Raw genomic sequence first — 15,536 nt, forward strand, 5'->3', positions numbered from 1 at the left:
GCAATATCGAATGGTGATGAATCATGTCCGAAAGTCCGATTGATCCTCACGCGCATCATCACGCGCATTGCCTGCCGTTCAGCGCGCAGTTGCTGGGCGCAACGGGCGCGAAGCCGCGCACGCGATTCCGTTTCTGGGCGCCTTCGTGCAAGACGGTCCAGGTGGAGATCGAAAACGGACCGGCCCAGGGCGCGCACGACATGACACCTGCCGGCAACGGCTGGTTCGAAACGACGGTCGAGAGCGGCGCGGGCACGCTATATCGCTTCCGGCTCGATGGCGAGCACGCGGTGCCTGATCCTGCGTCACGCTTCCAGCCGCAAGACGTGCACGGCCCAAGCGAAGTGATCGACCCACGCGCGTACCACTGGGAACATACGAACTGGCACGGTCGTCCGTGGGAAGAAACGGTGTTGTACGAGTTGCACGTCGGCGCGATGGGCGGCTATGCGGGTGTACAGAAACGCCTACCCGCGCTTGTGGCGCTTGGCGTGACGGCCATCGAACTGATGCCGTTGAACGACTTTCCCGGCAAGCACAATTGGGGCTACGACGGCGTGCTACCGTATGCGCCCGATTCCGCGTACGGCCGCCCCGAAGAACTGAAAGCGCTGATCGACGCCGCGCACGGCCTCGGCCTGATGGTGTTTCTCGACGTGGTCTATAACCACTTCGGACCGGACGGCAATTATCTGCACCAATACGCCCGCTCGTTTTTCCGCGAAGGCACGCACACGCCGTGGGGTCCCGCGATCGATTTCGAACGCAGTGAAGTGAGCGACTTTTTCATCGATAACGCTGTCTACTGGATCAACGAATATCGTCTCGACGGCCTGCGTTTCGACGCGGTGCATGCGATCGACAATCACACGTGGCTGCGCGAATTGTCCGACCATATCCGCGCGAAAGTGCAGCACGGCCGGCATGTGCATCTGGTGCTGGAAAACGAGCACAACAGCGCGAGCCTGCTGGACACGCATTTCGACGCGCAGTGGAACGACGACGCGCACAACACGCTGCACGTTCTGCTGACGGGCGAAACGGAGGGCTATTACCACGCCTACGAGGATCAGCCGATCCGTCGCCTTGCGCGCGTGTTGTCGGAAGGTTTCGCATATCAAGGCGACCCGTCTCCGATTCACGACGGCGCGCCGCGTGGCGAAGCGAGCCGGCATCTGTCGCCCACCTCGTTCGTGATGTTCTTGCAGAATCACGATCAGATCGGCAATCGCGCATTCGGCGAGCGCCTGCGCAAGCTGACGTCGGACGATGCCTTGCGCGCCGCCACCGGTTTGCTGCTGCTGTCGCCGCATATCCCCATGCTGTTCATGGACGAGGAATACGGCTCGACCCAGCCGTTCCTGTTTTTCACCGACTACACCGGCGAGCTCGCCGACGCCGTGCGCGAAGGGCGGCGTCGTGAATTCGCACGCTTTTCGGCGTTCAGCGATGAAAAGCGTCGCGCGCAGATTCCCGATCCGAACGACGTGCGGACCTTTGCGGCCTCGTCACCGCCGGAGCCGGTTCAAAGCCCGGCCGCGGACGACAACACAAAAGACCGTCTCGAGTGGATGCACTTCTACAAATCCGCGCTCGCCGTGCGGGCGAAGCTGATCACGCCGCGCCTGAAACACGCCAAAGCGTGCGGCTCGACTGTGTTGACCGCTGCAAACGGTGGCGACGCCAATGCGCTGATCGCCCGCTGGAAACTCGCCGACGGCGAAACCTTGTCGATCGCGTTGAATCTCTCGAAGGAAAACGTGGCGTTCCCCGATCTGCCTAACGGCATAGTGATTTTCGAAACGCCGCCGCGCGTGCGCGAGCAGATCGACGCCAAGGTGTTGCCGTCATTCGCGTTCGTCGCGTGGGTGACCGGCGACGTCAGCGACTATGCCATCGGCCACGATGCCCGCATCGCAGGCCAACAGGAGCGCCACGCGTGAGTGCAACCCGCCGTCCAAACGATACGATCGTGACCCTTGCCACGCGCGCCGGCTTTGAAGTCGAGTGGCGCGACGCGCACCACACGACGCAACACGTACCCGAGAGCACGCTCGCCGTGCTGCTCGACCGGATGGGCTTGCCGTGCGGCAACGCCACGCAGATCCGGCACAGCGCGGCCGCGCTCGAAGCCGAACTATCCGGCCGCAAGCTGCCGCCGCTGATGACCGCGGAGGTTGAACGCGGCATTGCACTGCCGATCGCGGCGATCAAATCCGGCAGTCACTACCGGATCGAACTGGAAAGCGGCTCGATCATCGACGGCCGCTTCACGGCGCCCAAAGGCGAAGAAGCGTTGCTCGCGCCGATCGACGAGCCCGGCTATCACACGCTGGTCATCAACGAACAACGCGTGACGTTGGCCGTGGCGCCGTCACGCTGCTATACCGTCGCCGATGCCTGGCACACGCTGCACGACGGCGCCTCGACGCAAGCGCCGCCGTTGTGGGGTATCGCCGCGCAGTTATACGGCTTGCGCCGCACGGGCGATGGCGGCATCGGCGACTATACGGCCCTCGCGCAAATGGCGATTGAAAGCGCCAAGCGTGGCGCGCATGCGCTCGCCGTCAGTCCGACTCACGCGATGTTCAGCGCCGAGCCGAATCGCTTCAGTCCGTATTCGCCGTCGTCGCGTTTGTGGCTGAACGTCACGCATATCGACCCCGCCGCGGTGTTCGGCGCCGACGCCGCGCGCGCCGCGCTCGAGGCCGCGCAGGCCACCAAAGCATGGCCGGCACTCGAAGATTTGCCTCTGATCGATTGGCCGAACGCGGTCGTGTTAAAGCTGAAGGTTTTGCGCGCGCTGTACGAGAACTTCTGCATCCAGGAACGCGCGCACGACACGCCGCGTGCGCTCGAATTTCATGGCTTCTGCGAACGTGCCGGCCGTGCGCTCGAAGACCACGCGCGTTTCGAAGCATTGCAGGCGGTGCAGTTGGCTCAGGAAGGTGGCAATGGCCACTGGCGCAACTGGCCCGAGGCGTTGCGCGATCCGCGCAGTCCGGAAGTTGAAGCCTTTGCCGAAACGCATCGGCATGAAGTCGACTTTCATCTGTTTCTGCAATGGCTCGCCGCCAAGGGCTTGTCGCACGCGCAGCATGCAGCGAGCGACGCCGGGATGGCCGTCGGCCTGATCGCCGACCTCGCAGTCGGCTGCGATAGTGCCGGCAGCCATGCATGGTCGTACCGTGACGACATGCTGCAAGGCATTTCCGTGGGCGCGCCGCCCGATCTGTTCAACCAGGCCGGCCAGGCGTGGGGGCTCACCACCTTCTCGCCACGCGCGATGCGCACGCAGGGCTTCTCCGCATTCATCGACATGCTGCGTGCGGCGTTCGCGCATGCGGGCGGTATCCGCATCGACCACATTCTCGGTTTGCGGCGCCTGTGGCTCGTGCCCGAAGGCGAGAGCGCGCGTAACGGCGCCTATCTGCGCTATCCGCTCGAAGACCTGCTGCGGCTGATCGCGCTCGAATCGTGGCGGCATCGCGCGATCGTGATCGGCGAAGATCTCGGCACCGTGCCGCCCGGTTTTCGCGAGCGGCTCGACGAGCACGGTCTCTCCGGCATTCGCGTGCTGTGGTTCGAAGGCGCGGAAGGCGGCAAGGGTTTCAAGCCACCGCAGGCATGGGACCGCAACGCTGTCGGCACCACTACGACCCATGATCTGCCGACCGTGGCGGGCTGGTGGCGCGGCAGCGACATCACGTGGCGCAACCGGATCGGTCAGACGATGGCGCGCGCCGATGGCCGCGACGCGGAGGAAGTGGCACAGGAAGAACGCGCCGCCGATCGCGCGCTGTTATGGCGCGCGTTTCAGCAAGCCGGCGTCGCCGCGCCGCACGTGGATGCCCCACCGCCCAACAAGGCGCCCGTGGATGAAGCGCTCGCCTTCGTGGCCGCCACGCCTGGGCCGCTCGTCACTTTCCCGCTCGAAGATTTGCTCGCACTGGTCGAGCAGCCGAATCTGCCCGGCTCGATCGACGAGCATCCGAACTGGCGCCGCCGCGTGATCTTGCCCATCGACGCATTGTTCGAGGACGGCACCTTCAGCGATCGCCTGCTGGCGGTCGACCGCGCGCGCCGCGGCGCCACCGTTCCTGCTGCTTCCAACGTTTCTTCGGAGCCTGATACGCCATGACCGTCCCGCGCTCCACGCTTCGCCTCCAGTTCCATCGAGGCTTCACCTTCGACGATGCCGCCAAGCACGTCGACTACTTCGCCGCGCTCGGCATCAGCCACGTGTACGCGTCGCCCGTCACCACCGCGGAGCCGGGTTCGATGCACGGCTACGATACCGTCGACTACACCCAGGTCAACGCTGAATGCGGGGGCGAAGCGGGCTTGAAGCGCCTTGCCGATAAACTGCGCGCGCACAACATGGGCTTGATCGTCGACGTGGTGCCGAATCATATGGGCGTCGGCGGCTCGAGCAACGCGTGGTGGCTCGATATCCTCGAATGGGGCCGGCACAGCGCGTACGCACGTCATTTCGACGTCGACTGGCATTCGCCCGATCCGGCCTTGCGCGGCAAGGTGCTGGCGCCGACACTCGGTGCACCGTACGGCGAGGAACTCGCGGCCGGCCGGATTGCGTTGCATTTTGCGGCCGACAGTGGGCGCTTTTATATCGGCTACGGGCCACATGTGTTTCCGGTGTGCCCAATTGACTACGCCGCGATTCTGCAAAGCGCCGACCGTGCCGATCTCAACGCACTGGCCGAACGTTTCCATGGCCTGACGACGCAGCCTGCCGATCAGCCACGCGCCGCCGAAGGACGCGACATGCTGCGCGAGTTCGTCGCGCAAAACGGCGGGTCGGCGATCGAATTGGTGCTGGAATCGTATTCGCCCGCGGACCCGGTGACACGTGACCGTTTGCATCGGCTGATCGAACGGCAGCACTTCCGCCTTGCGTGGTGGCGTACCGCTTCGGATGAAGTGAACTGGCGGCGTTTCTTCGACATTTCGACGCTGGCCGGCGTACGCGTGGAGCGGCCCGAAGTGTTCGAGGCCGTGCACGCGCTGATTTTCCGTTTGTATCAGGAAGGCGTGGTGGATGGTTTGCGGATCGATCATGTGGATGGTCTCGCCGAACCGCGCGAGTACTGTCAGCGTCTGCGGCAGCGCCTCACCGAATTGCGCGACACTGCGCCGTATGTGGTCGTCGAAAAAATTCTCGGCCGTGGCGAGCCGCTGCGCGACGACTGGCCCGTGGACGGCACAACCGGCTACGATTTCATGAACGACGTGGGCGCGCTGCTGCACGATCCGGCCGGCGCCGAACCGCTCGCGCAGACGTGGGCCGAACTCACCGGCCGCAGCCCGCGCTTCACCGACGAAGCCCTGGCCGCACGCCGCAAGATTCTCGCGGAAAACCTCTCAGCGGAACTGGATCGCGCGGCGCGCGCGCTGCACCGCATTGCCCGCGATTCGCTGACCACGCGCGATTTCACCTTCACCGCACTGCGGCGCGTGCTGGCCGAACTGGTCGTGCATTTTCCGGTGTATCGGGTCTATCCACAGAACGGGCTGCGCAGCGCTGCGGATAACGTGTATTTCGAGCAGGCACTGGCAGGCGCGAGAGAGACGCTTTCGCGCGCGGACTACGTGGTGCTCGACCGCGTGAACGCGTGGCTTGGTGGCAGCGCCGAGGAAGTGCCGAATGCACGGGTCTCATCACAACAGCAAGGTCAGAATGGTGCCCCGCCAAGTCATGCAGGTTCCGCGCGGCGCACCGCGCAGACGCTGTTTTCGCAATTGACCGCACCGGTCGCCGCAAAGGCGATTGAAGATACAGCGTGCTATCGCTACGGACGTTTGCTATCGCGCAACGAAGTCGGCTCGGACCCCGGCGAGTTTGCTTTGTCGGTCGCGCAATTTCATGCGGCGAATCTCGAACGTTCGCAGCGCTTTCCTCACGCGATGCTCGCCACGGCCACGCACGACCATAAGCGTGGCGAAGACATGCGTGCGCGTCTTGCGGTGTTGAGCGAGATTTCTCATGACTGGAGCGCGACCTTGCGTGCGTGGTCGACCTTGAACGCGCCGCATCGACGTGCGCTCGACGGTAAGCCGATCAGCAGCGTGAGCCACGATACAAGCTACGATTGGGCGCCAGGCCCCGCCGCCGAGGCGATGCTGTACCAGACCCTGGTGGGAAGTTGGCCACCGGATTTAAACCCGGACGATGACGCGGGCGTCAAGGAACTAGCTGAGCGCGTCGCGCAATGGCAATTGAAGGCGCTACGGGAAGCGAAGCTGCAGACCAACTGGCTCGCACCCGATGAAGCCTATGAAGCCGGCTGCCGCGATTTCCTGTTCGATATCCTGGCGCCGCAGCGGCGCAATGGTTTCCTGCACGAGTTGTCCGCGTTCGTGGCGCGGATTGGACGCGCCGGTGCGCTCAACAGTTTGCAGCAGACCGTGTTGCGGTTGACGTCGCCTGGGATTCCCGATCTTTATCAGGGTACTGAGTTGTGGGACTTCAGTCTGGTCGATCCAGACAATCGCCGGCCCGTCGATTTTGCCAGGCGCGAGGCATGGCTCGCGCAAACACCGCCTTCGGAATTTCTGGCGAGCTGGCACGATGGCCGGGTAAAGCTCGCGGTAGTGCAGCGCGTGCTGGCGTTGCGCGCACATTTGCCGGAGTTGCTAAGTCAAGGTACATATCTGCCGCTTGCAGTGCGCGGTGCGCATGCGTCGAATGTGATCGCGTTTGCACGGCGGCATGGGAATGCGTGGGCTGTGGTGGTGGCAAGCCGGCTGGCTGCCGGGTTGCTCGGCGCAGAGGGCGATGGCGGCGATTTGCCGATGGTCGATCCGGCCAAGTGGGGCGATACGGCGATCGAAATGCCTGCGGATCTGGCCGCGCGGGCGTTGTTCGACTGGCTGAGTCCGGCGGCGCCCAAGGTCGACGAAAACGGTTTGCTTTATCTGCGCGATGCGTTGAGCGCGATGCCGATTGCGGTGTTAGTGGAGGACGGTGTGCCACGCAGTTAATCGGCGCGTTGTCGAAGGTTGAAAGGCGGCTAGAGCGCACATGCTTTAGCCGCCTTTTTTATCGACTCATTCAAGGTGGTCCATCATCCCGCTGAGCCGCCTTGCTGCGCGCGTTTGACCGCCTCGGCCACCTGTTCCGCCACTCGCCGCGTGTCCCAATACACCTGCCCTTTGTACATCCGGTCACCGCGCAGGTTGAAGCGGTCGACACCCAACCACTTCAACGGCTGCCCTGCTACGGTGGCCGATGCTTGCCATTCGATCATGACGGCGTCGCCCGTAGGTGCCCATTGAAGGACGTCGACTTTCAGATCCGGCAGTTGGGTAAGGACCTGCCGGAAATGTTCGATGACGCCTTTCCTGTCGGCCGGTTCGGTCATGGGTGGGATCAGGTTTCGTGTGTCCTCGTGCATGAGCGCTTCCAGGTTATCGGCGACGGGGTGTTGCCACTCCGAGGCGAAGCGTTGCACTGCTATCCGGGCATTGGCTAACTGCTCCGCAGTCGGGGGAAGGTATTTTTCTGCTGACGTCATGTGGGTTTGCTCCTGAATGGGTTGCTTACCGACGGTGTTGTTTGCCCGTGTATTCAGGCCGCAGCCGAAGTCCGATTTAACATACAACGAGATTTTCACATACACCATGTATGTATACTACAATTCGAATGTGAAAAATCAAGGGATAAAAACGCTGCCTATGCCGACCGCAGGTCCAACCCCCAAATCCCGTCGCGAGGAATATGCGGACGCAACCCGTCAGGCGCTCATCGCTGCTGCGGGCGAGTTGTTCACCTCAGAGGGCTACCAGCAAGTCGGGATAGAGGCCATCGCTCGCAGTGCGCGCGTGACCCGCGGCGCCTTCTATCATCACTTTGCCGACAAGGCCGAACTGTTCGATGCCCTGGTGGAGTCTCTCCAGGCGGACGCTGCGTCTAAAGTCAGATCCGCTGCCGCGGCCGCGCCGCCAGCCAAACGGATGAGCGCGGGCATTCGCGAATTTCTGGAGGTCTGCACCGAACCTGCCTATCGGCAACTCGTCATTGAAACTGCGCCGGCCGTGCTCGGTCAGGCACGCTGCCGCGAGATCGAAGAAGTGCACGTCTACGGTCTGCTCATTGATGCGCTGACGAACCAGACCACCGGCAAGGAAAAAACCAAGGCCTACCTCGCCGCGCGCATGATCGGCAGCATGGTGTGCGAAGCGGCACAATTGCTCGATGGCGCAGACGATCCCGTCGCCCTGAAAGCGGAGGCGTTGAAGCTCGTTGAAAGCATGGCCGGAACGCTGACGCCAGATAAAAGCCGGGTAACATCTACGCGCAAATAAACGCACCCGGGAGGAGCACCGATGCAGATCGACTGGTCGATTATCAGAACCGGGGATGCCGACAGGCTGCACGGCGCGACCATCGACATATCGGGCTGGATGATTCCGCTGGACCCGCAAGCCGACACGGTCGACTACTTCCTGCTGAGCGCCGACGAGCCGTGTTGTGGGGGCTGCGTGCCGCGCAATCCGTTGACGTCGATCGAGGTGCAAATGGCCGCGCCGCTCGCGCCACAGGTGGAGGCACTGGCTTTGCGCGGCCGGCTGGTTTGTCTTCTCGACGATCCCGCGGGCTGGCGGTATCGGTTAATCGATGCAGTGCCGCTGGGGCGTCCACGGGCTTCACAGCGGCGATTTAGCCGGCGTGCGTTTCTCGCCTCAGGCGCGGCGCTGGGCTTGACGGCTTGTGCGCCCGGGCACTTTGCCGGCTATACCGAGGCGCATGACGAAACGGCGCAAACAACGGCATCTGCGCCATCCGTGTCATCCACGCAATCCGAAACCGCGCCGAGATGGCAAGCGCCCGCCGGCACGTTCACCGTCGACATGCACAGTCACGGCGGCCGCGTGATCGTGTCGCGCGATCCGGCGATCGGTGCGCATCGTCCGTTTATCCCACTGTCCGCGCCAATGCGCGCTGGCGGCATGAATGTCATCTGCCTTGCGATCGTCACGGACACGACGGTCACGCGCGTGGCGGACAACCGCAAGCGTTTCGAGGCATGGCGCGAGCCACAGCCAGGCGAACTGTATGCGCTCGGCCAGACGGAATTCCTGCGCGCCCATCAGTTGATCGAACGCGAGCAGATTCGGGTGGTGACGAACACTACTTCGCTGACGGCATTGGGTCCACAGGGTCCGTGCGCGATCATCTCCGCCGAAGGCGCGGATTTTCTCGAAGGCCAGGTGGATCGTGTCGATGAGGCGTACACGAAGCATCAATTGCGACATCTGCAACTGACGCACTATCGCGTGAACGAGCTCGGTGATATCCAGACCGAACCACCGGTGCATGGCGGCCTCACGGACATCGGCGCGCAGGTAATACAGCGCTGTAACGCGTTGGGAATCGTCGTGGATGTGGCGCACGGCACCTACGATCTGGTGAAGCGCGCGGCAGATACGTCGACTAAACCGCTGGTGCTCTCGCATTCGGCATTGGCCACTCATCCGAGCGCGCGAAGCCGGCTCATCACGCCGGACCATGCGCGGGTGATCGCCGGCACGGGTGGCGTGATCGGCGTGTGGCCGAGCTCAGGAACGTTTCACGATTTGCACGCGATGGCTAACGGCGTCAAACGCATGGCGGATGTCGTGGGAGTGGAACATGTAGGCCTGGGGACGGATATGCTCGGGTTCATTTCGCCCCCGGTATTCAGAAGCTACGAACAGTTGCCCGATCTGGCCAGTGCGCTGTTGCAGGCCGGATTCTCACAACAGGAAGTTGGGGCGATTCTTGGGGGGAACTACCTGAGGGTGTTTCAGGCGTCGGTGGGATGATGCCCCGTGCGTTTTTGCAAAAAGGGCCCTACCGCCCCGCAGCCCACAGCAACGAAACGCCTGAAGACAACATCAACCCATCCACGACAAGTTTGAAAACCGCAGGACTCATCCGGACCACAATCAGCCGCGCGGAAAAGGATCCGATCATGAGTGCCGAGCCGGTGATCAAACCGTCGATCACCACATGCAGTGGTAATGCGCCGAAATGATTGAACACCGCGACTTTGGTGCCGTAGACAGCCAGTGATCCAGCGGCTTCGGTTGCGAGAAAAGCGCCTTTAACCAGGCCATACGACATAAACACGGGCACCGTGATCGGCCCGGTGGAAACGACGATGCCGGTGAGAAAACCCACCACGCCGCCGATCAGCGAAAGCTGCCACAGATTGAATTTGATAGCGCGTCGCGCAAGCCAGCGTCGCGTCGGCACCATGGCGATAAAGAACAAGCCCAACGCAAGTTCGACCGCATGTGGCGGCAACGCAAGAAGTGTCCGCACACCCAGCGCCGCGCCCGGAACCGCAGTCGCGCAATAAGCGCCGCAAGCCCGCCAGTCGATCTCACGCCACCACGCCAGGATCTTGCCGAAGTTGCCCATGATCGCGGCGATCGCCATGATCGGCACCGCCTGCTGCGGACCGAACAGCATCACGAGAACGGGCATCAGCATCATCGACGAGCCCGTGCCGATCACGCCGCTCAACGTGCCCGCAAGCAAACCGACGCACAGCACCAGCAAATATCCCATGTCGCCCCCGGGTGGTATGGGCGACGATTTTACTCGAACGATGCTTTAACGGACCTGGAGCGGATTCAGCGCAGACGCCGCTCAACCGCCTTCGTCGTCGTAGGTCTTCGGATAAACGCGCACGAGCACGATGCGCGGCCCCTTCATCTTCTTGACCACCACATCGAAGCGATCGAACTCGACGCGCTGCCCTTCGGTAGGCAGATCGTTGAGCGCCTGAATCACGAGGCCGCCGACCGATTCGGCCTTGCCTTCGTCGATGTCGATCCCGAGCGCGCGTTCCAACGACACCACCGGCAAGCTACCTTTGCCCATCAGCGTGCCGTCGTCCATGCGCGTCCAGTCGGCGTCGCCCTGGCGGAATTCGTCGTGGATCTGCCCAACCAGCGCACCGAGCAGATTGTCCAGCGTCAGAAAGCCGATCGGCTTCGAGTTCTTGTGACCAACCAGTGCGAAGTGCGGCGCGCCCTTGCGGAAGCGGCGAAATAGTTCGAGCGCCGGCATGTCCGGCTTCACGTACTGCACGGGTCGCGCATATTTGGAGAGGTCGTCGAGCGTGCTGCCCGCGTGCCGCGCCAGCAGCAAATCCTTCAAATGGATCATGCCGGCCACGCGCTCGCCGGACGCGTCTTCGAACAACGGATAGCGGCTAAAGCGGTGCCGCGCCACGACCTGCATGTTTTCGCGCAACGGCAGATCGCGCCGCAGGCCGACCATTTCATACGATGGGCGCATCAGATCCGAGACGGTCATGCGCGAAAAATCCAGCGAATGCGCAATCGTGTTCCATTCGTCCTGGCTGTATGCGCCATCCGGCGCACCGAGTTCAGTCGCAACGTTGGCGCGGCGGCCACGCAAGATCAGCTTGAGTTCGTCAGTCGAGTAATGCGAATCGTGGCCATGGTCCGCGTCGAGGCCCGCGAGTTTCAACACCGCGTTTGCACTCGTATTGAGCACCCAGATTGCCGGATACATCGCCCAGTAGAAACCGTACAGCGGCGTAGCGGCCCACAGCGAAACCTTTTCCGCCTCGCGAATCGCCAGCGACTTCGGCGCCAGTTCGCCCACTACGATGTGCAGGAACGAAATACACGAGAACGCGAAGAACAGCGAGATGCCGTGAATCAGCTTCTCCGACTCGACGCCGAGCAGACTGAAGACCGGCGTGAGCAGTTCGGCGAACGCCGGCTCACCGATCCAACCGAGCCCAAGCGACGCCAGCGTAATGCCCAGCTGACAGGCGGACAGATACGCGTCGAGCCGCCCGTGCACCTTCGCCAGCAAACGCCCACGCATACCGTGTTTGGCTGCGAGGCTTTGCACACGCGTTTGCCGCAGCTTCACCAGACCGAATTCGGCGGCGACGAAAAAACCGTTGAGGGCAACGAGAAACAATGCACCGATAAGGGCGACAACCTGGATCAAAGCGAAGGGCTCCGGCAACAAAAGTTGTCAGTATAGATGGCGCAAGCAAATTGAAAGTTAATCGCGTGCAGGAATGCGCGCCGACAGCCGCCGTTCACGTTGCTGTCGTTGCACTCAGCGGCACGTGCAGCGCGAGCGTCACCGCTTCGCTCTCAGCGGCATCGCTTTGTTCGAAGCTGCCGCCGTGCGCTTCCGCAACGCGCTTGCACAGCGCGAACACCCACGCGATCCGTTTGGCTTCGCGTGGTTCGCACGCCTGTTTGCGGGCAAAGGCTTCCAGCAAATGCGGCGCCGCCGGATCGTTCAATGCAGCGGCGCTTTGATTGAAGGTGACCGTGGCGTACCACCTGCTGGCGTCCGCGCGTGCGGCAAGCGTGACCGCCGCGCCCTTCGTGCTCGCCTCGACGGCAAATGTGAGCATCAGCCACAACGTGGCGGCCAGGCGCTCACGATCGCCGTTGAGCTGCTCGGTAGCGAGGTGCGATTCGACCGTAACCTCGACGCCGCGTGTGCGCGCCAGCCCGGAACGGACTTCGTCAACGGTTTCATCGAGTAACGGATGCAGCGAAAACGGCGCAAATGCCAGTTCCAGCGATTTGGTCTCCGCGCGCGTGGCGTCGACAATCGTCTCCAGCAGCTTCACCTGCTGTTCTACGCCGTTACGGATGCCGGTGACGGCGCGTTGCGAATTGGGGTCGTTGGCATCGAGCTTGCGCTCGAGCACGTACGCCCAGCTATGGATGGCGTTCAGCGGACCACGGAGGTCATGCGACACCAGCGACAGCACGTGATCGCGCATAAACAGCGCGGTCTCCGCGCGCAGGCGTGCGGTGCGTTCGGATACGGCGAAGCCGGAAGGAACCGGCGTTGCGCCGGCGGTCCCGGTGGAAGGCGTTGTCACGATCGAACCCTCTCAGGCGGTGCATCAAATTTCAAAAGAAACCCCATTATAGGCATGCCGTCCAGCGTAACCAGCCTGGCCGGATGGCTAACCTGAACGCAAACCACATGCCACACGGCAATCCTCGGCGATGCGAGCCCAACACGCCTACAATGTCGGTTTTTACATTTTTGATCTAAGGAGCGACACATGTCGACTGTGACTACCGAATCCGGCCTGAAATACGAAGACATCGTTGAAGGCACTGGCGCCGAAGCGGTGGCCGGCAAGACCGTCAGCGTGCACTACACGGGCTGGCTGACCGACGGCCAGAAGTTCGACTCGAGCAAGGACCGCAACGACCCGTTCGCGTTCGTGCTGGGCGGCGGCATGGTCATCAAGGGCTGGGACGAAGGCGTGCAAGGCATGAAGGTCGGCGGCACGCGCAAGCTGACGATTCCGCCGCAACTCGGCTATGGCGTGCGTGGCGCAGGCGGCGTGATTCCGCCGAATGCAACGCTCGTGTTTGAAGTCGAACTGCTCGGCGTCTAAGTTTTTCGCTGCGCTGTTTTGTATTTTGTAATTGGGTTTCACCGATGAGTCACGCCGCCATCACCGCTCCTAGCGTTTCGTTGCGCCGGTACGGCGCGATCGAAGCGTCGGACGTGCACGACTTTCACCAGGTCGTGCTCGGACTCGACGGCGCGATGGTGATGGCGGTAGACGGCGTCGCGCATCAGATCGACGCCGGCTCCGCCTGGCTCATCCCGGCGGGTGCACGGCACGACTATGCGGGCGTCGGCGAGAACCGGCAGTTAGTGCTGGATCTGCCGGCCACGTCGCTGGCCGTGCCGGAGCGTTTGTTCGACCGCGCGCGGGCCGTGACGGTGGATGCCTCGCTCACGCAGCTCGTGCATCGGATTGCCGCGCACGCCACAGGCGGTGCGCAAGGCGACGATCTGGATACCCGGCGTTTCCATTGGGACGCAGCCGCCCGACTGGGCGCTGCGTTGGTGGCCGATACCGGCACGGCGGCCGGGGCGCAGGCATCCGGCGCCGGCCTCGACTTCGCTCGCATCGACCGCTGGCTGCGCGCTCATCTGTCGGAACCGCTGCGTATCGCCGACCTGGCCTCCCATTGCGGCTTCGGCATGCGGCGCTTTCATCAGCTTTTTATCGACGCCTTCGGCGAAACGCCGCATCGCTATTTGCAGCGTCTGCGGCTCGATACCTCTCTTGGCTTGCTGTCCGATCCACGCCTGTCGCTCAGCGATATCGCGCTAGAAATCGGCTTCGGCGATCAGAGCGCTTACACGCACGCATTCACGCGGCGTTTCGGGCTGGCGCCCGGTCAATGGCGCGCGCTGCGCCATTGAGTTTGTGCGACATGCGAGCCGCCTGAAAAGGCGGCCCGCGTTCTCCTTCTCTGCTGCATGTGTCCGGCGTGATCAACCCGCCAGACCGCGCTCCAGATCGCCGCGAATATCGCCGGCGTTTTCCAGACCCACTGCGAGACGGATCAAGCCTTCGCTGATCCCCGCCGCCGCGCGCGCTTCCGGCGTCACGCGACCGTGCGTGGTCGTAGCCGGATGCGTGATGGTGGTGCGCGTATCGCCGAGGTTGCCGGTGATCGAGCAGATCTTCGTGCTGTCGATCACGCGCCAGGCATTCGCGCGCATCTGCTCAGGCGTATCGCCCTTCAGTTCGAACGACAGGATCGCACCGCCCGCCTTCTGCTGACGCATGGCCAGCGCGTGCTGCGGATGCGATTCGAGCCCCGGGTAAAACACGCGGTTCACGGCCGGATGCGTTTCCAGCCAGCGCGCGATTTCGAGCGCGTTCGCCGACTGCTTTTCGACGCGCAGCGACAGCGTTTCCATGCCCTTGAGCAGCACCCATGCATTGAACGCGGACAAGGTCGGCCCGGCACTGCGCACGAACGGGAACACCTTTTCCATGATGAACTGCTTCGAGCCGACCAGTGCGCCGCCGAGCACACGCCCTTGGCCGTCGAGGAACTTGGTGGCCGAATGCATCACGACATCAGCGCCGAGCTTCAACGGCTGTTGCAAAGCCGGGCTACAGAAGCAGTTGTCGACCACGAAGATCGCATTGGCCGCCTTCGCGATCTTGCTGATCGCTTCGATATCGGCGACTTCGGTGAGCGGGTTCGACGGCGTCTCGAGGAAGAACATCTTCGTTTCCGGACGCACGGCGTTTTTCCACGCGTCCAGATTGGTCGGATCGACGAACGTCGTCGTGATGCCGAACTTGCTGAAGATTTGCGAGAACATGCCGAGCGTCGAACCGAACAGCGCTTGCGAGCTCACCAGATGGTCGCCGGCCTGCAAGGTCGACATCACCACCGACATGATCGCGGCCATCCCCGAAGCCGTGGCCATGCACGCTTCGCCGCCTTCAAGCGCGGCCAGACGGTCCTGGAACATCGAGACGGTCGGATTCGTGAAGCGCGAGTAGGTGTAGTTGTCTTCGGAATTCTTGAATTTTTCGGCGGCGTCCGCGGCACTCGCGAAGACGAAGCTCGAGGTCAGGAAAATCGCTTCCGAATGTTCGTTGAAGTCGCTGCGCGCTGTGCCCGAGCGGACTGCCAGCGTGTCGAAGTTCAGGGAGTCGTCCATGTTGGTTCTGGTTTCC

At 62.8% G+C, this 15,536-nt stretch carries 12 protein-coding genes; 7 read left to right on the top strand and 5 right to left on the bottom strand.

The window, feature by feature from the left end; translation table 11 throughout:
• Nucleotides 1–23: 23 nt before the first annotated feature.
• Genes treZ through treY form a run of 3 tightly spaced genes read left to right on the top strand, consistent with a single transcriptional unit; the run spans nt 24 to nt 7,002 of the window.
• A complete protein-coding gene (gene treZ / locus M0D66_RS24745) occupies nt 24–1,943 on the top strand; it encodes a malto-oligosyltrehalose trehalohydrolase (protein ID WP_266211804.1) in 1,920 nt (639 codons plus the stop codon).
• Entirely contained in the window at nt 1,940–4,141 is a 2,202-nt protein-coding gene (gene malQ / locus M0D66_RS24750; protein WP_093634957.1) for a 4-alpha-glucanotransferase, read from the top strand. The genes treZ and malQ overlap by 4 nt, the downstream gene beginning before the upstream one ends.
• Nucleotides 4,138–7,002 carry a malto-oligosyltrehalose synthase gene (treY, locus tag M0D66_RS24755; RefSeq protein ID WP_266211806.1) on the top strand — a complete coding sequence of 955 codons (2,865 nt, stop codon included), beginning with the start codon at nt 4,138–4,140 and terminating at the stop codon, nt 7,000–7,002. Before malQ ends, treY begins: the two co-directional genes overlap by 4 nt.
• 83 nt (nt 7,003–7,085) lie before the next feature.
• Here the strand turns inward: treY and M0D66_RS24760 are convergent, their stop codons facing one another.
• A complete protein-coding gene (locus M0D66_RS24760) occupies nt 7,086–7,535 on the bottom strand; it encodes a nuclear transport factor 2 family protein (protein WP_093634955.1) in 450 nt (149 codons plus the stop codon).
• 106 nt (nt 7,536–7,641) lie between these two features.
• Between M0D66_RS24760 and M0D66_RS24765 the strand changes: the two genes are divergently transcribed.
• On the top strand, nt 7,642–8,325 hold the full coding sequence (locus M0D66_RS24765) for a TetR/AcrR family transcriptional regulator (protein WP_266211807.1): 684 nt from the start codon (nt 7,642–7,644) through the stop codon (nt 8,323–8,325).
• Between the two features lie 21 nt (nt 8,326–8,346).
• Entirely contained in the window at nt 8,347–9,825 is a 1,479-nt protein-coding gene (locus tag M0D66_RS24770) for a dipeptidase (protein ID WP_093634953.1), read from the top strand.
• A gap of 28 nt (nt 9,826–9,853) precedes the next feature.
• Here the strand turns inward: M0D66_RS24770 and M0D66_RS24775 are convergent, their stop codons facing one another.
• The 3 genes from M0D66_RS24775 to M0D66_RS24785 form a co-directional block, all read right to left on the bottom strand.
• Nucleotides 9,854–10,576 carry a sulfite exporter TauE/SafE family protein gene (locus tag M0D66_RS24775; protein WP_093634952.1) on the bottom strand — a complete coding sequence of 241 codons (723 nt, stop codon included), beginning with the start codon at nt 10,574–10,576 and terminating at the stop codon, nt 9,854–9,856.
• Between the two features lie 81 nt (nt 10,577–10,657).
• On the bottom strand, nt 10,658–12,001 hold the full coding sequence (locus tag M0D66_RS24780; protein ID WP_054034925.1) for a hemolysin family protein: 1,344 nt from the start codon (nt 11,999–12,001) through the stop codon (nt 10,658–10,660).
• A gap of 94 nt (nt 12,002–12,095) precedes the next feature.
• A complete protein-coding gene (locus M0D66_RS24785) occupies nt 12,096–12,902 on the bottom strand; it encodes a sensor histidine kinase KdpD (protein ID WP_093634951.1) in 807 nt (268 codons plus the stop codon).
• A 189-nt stretch (nt 12,903–13,091) separates the two neighbouring features.
• Between M0D66_RS24785 and M0D66_RS24790 the strand changes: the two genes are divergently transcribed.
• Both M0D66_RS24790 and M0D66_RS24795 read left to right on the top strand, forming a co-directional pair.
• The gene (locus M0D66_RS24790) at nt 13,092–13,433 is read left to right on the top strand and encodes an FKBP-type peptidyl-prolyl cis-trans isomerase (protein WP_027803023.1); all 342 of its coding nucleotides are present in this window, start codon (nt 13,092–13,094) and stop codon (nt 13,431–13,433) included.
• Between the two features lie 44 nt (nt 13,434–13,477).
• Nucleotides 13,478–14,257: an AraC family transcriptional regulator gene (locus tag M0D66_RS24795; protein ID WP_211705670.1), complete on the top strand. Its 780-nt coding sequence runs from the start codon at nt 13,478–13,480 to the stop codon at nt 14,255–14,257.
• Nucleotides 14,258–14,329: 72 nt separating this feature from the next.
• On the opposite strand, the gene M0D66_RS24800 is transcribed toward M0D66_RS24795, so the two are convergent.
• The gene (locus tag M0D66_RS24800; RefSeq protein ID WP_093634949.1) at nt 14,330–15,520 is read right to left on the bottom strand and encodes an O-succinylhomoserine sulfhydrylase; all 1,191 of its coding nucleotides are present in this window, start codon (nt 15,518–15,520) and stop codon (nt 14,330–14,332) included.
• Nucleotides 15,521–15,536 lie beyond the last annotated feature (16 nt).

The sequence above is a fragment of the Paraburkholderia sp. SECH2 genome (assembly GCF_030464795.1).
GTDB classification, from domain to species: Bacteria; Pseudomonadota; Gammaproteobacteria; order Burkholderiales; family Burkholderiaceae; genus Paraburkholderia; species Paraburkholderia aspalathi.

Excerpts from the sequence above, each read along its gene's own strand:
- treZ (WP_266211804.1), top strand. The coding sequence starts at position 24 with ATGTCCGAAAGTCCGATTGATCCTCACGCGCATCATCACGCGCATTGC.
- treY (WP_266211806.1), top strand. The coding sequence starts at position 4,138 with ATGACCGTCCCGCGCTCCACGCTTCGCCTCCAGTTCCATCGAGGCTTC.
- M0D66_RS24760 (WP_093634955.1), bottom strand. The coding sequence starts at position 7,535 with ATGACGTCAGCAGAAAAATACCTTCCCCCGACTGCGGAGCAGTTAGCC.
- M0D66_RS24765 (WP_266211807.1), top strand. The coding sequence starts at position 7,642 with ATGTATGTATACTACAATTCGAATGTGAAAAATCAAGGGATAAAAACG.
- M0D66_RS24770 (WP_093634953.1), top strand. The coding sequence starts at position 8,347 with ATGCAGATCGACTGGTCGATTATCAGAACCGGGGATGCCGACAGGCTG.
- M0D66_RS24775 (WP_093634952.1), bottom strand. The coding sequence starts at position 10,576 with ATGGGATATTTGCTGGTGCTGTGCGTCGGTTTGCTTGCGGGCACGTTG.
- M0D66_RS24790 (WP_027803023.1), top strand. The coding sequence starts at position 13,092 with ATGTCGACTGTGACTACCGAATCCGGCCTGAAATACGAAGACATCGTT.
- M0D66_RS24795 (WP_211705670.1), top strand. The coding sequence starts at position 13,478 with ATGAGTCACGCCGCCATCACCGCTCCTAGCGTTTCGTTGCGCCGGTAC.
- M0D66_RS24800 (WP_093634949.1), bottom strand. The coding sequence starts at position 15,520 with ATGGACGACTCCCTGAACTTCGACACGCTGGCAGTCCGCTCGGGCACA.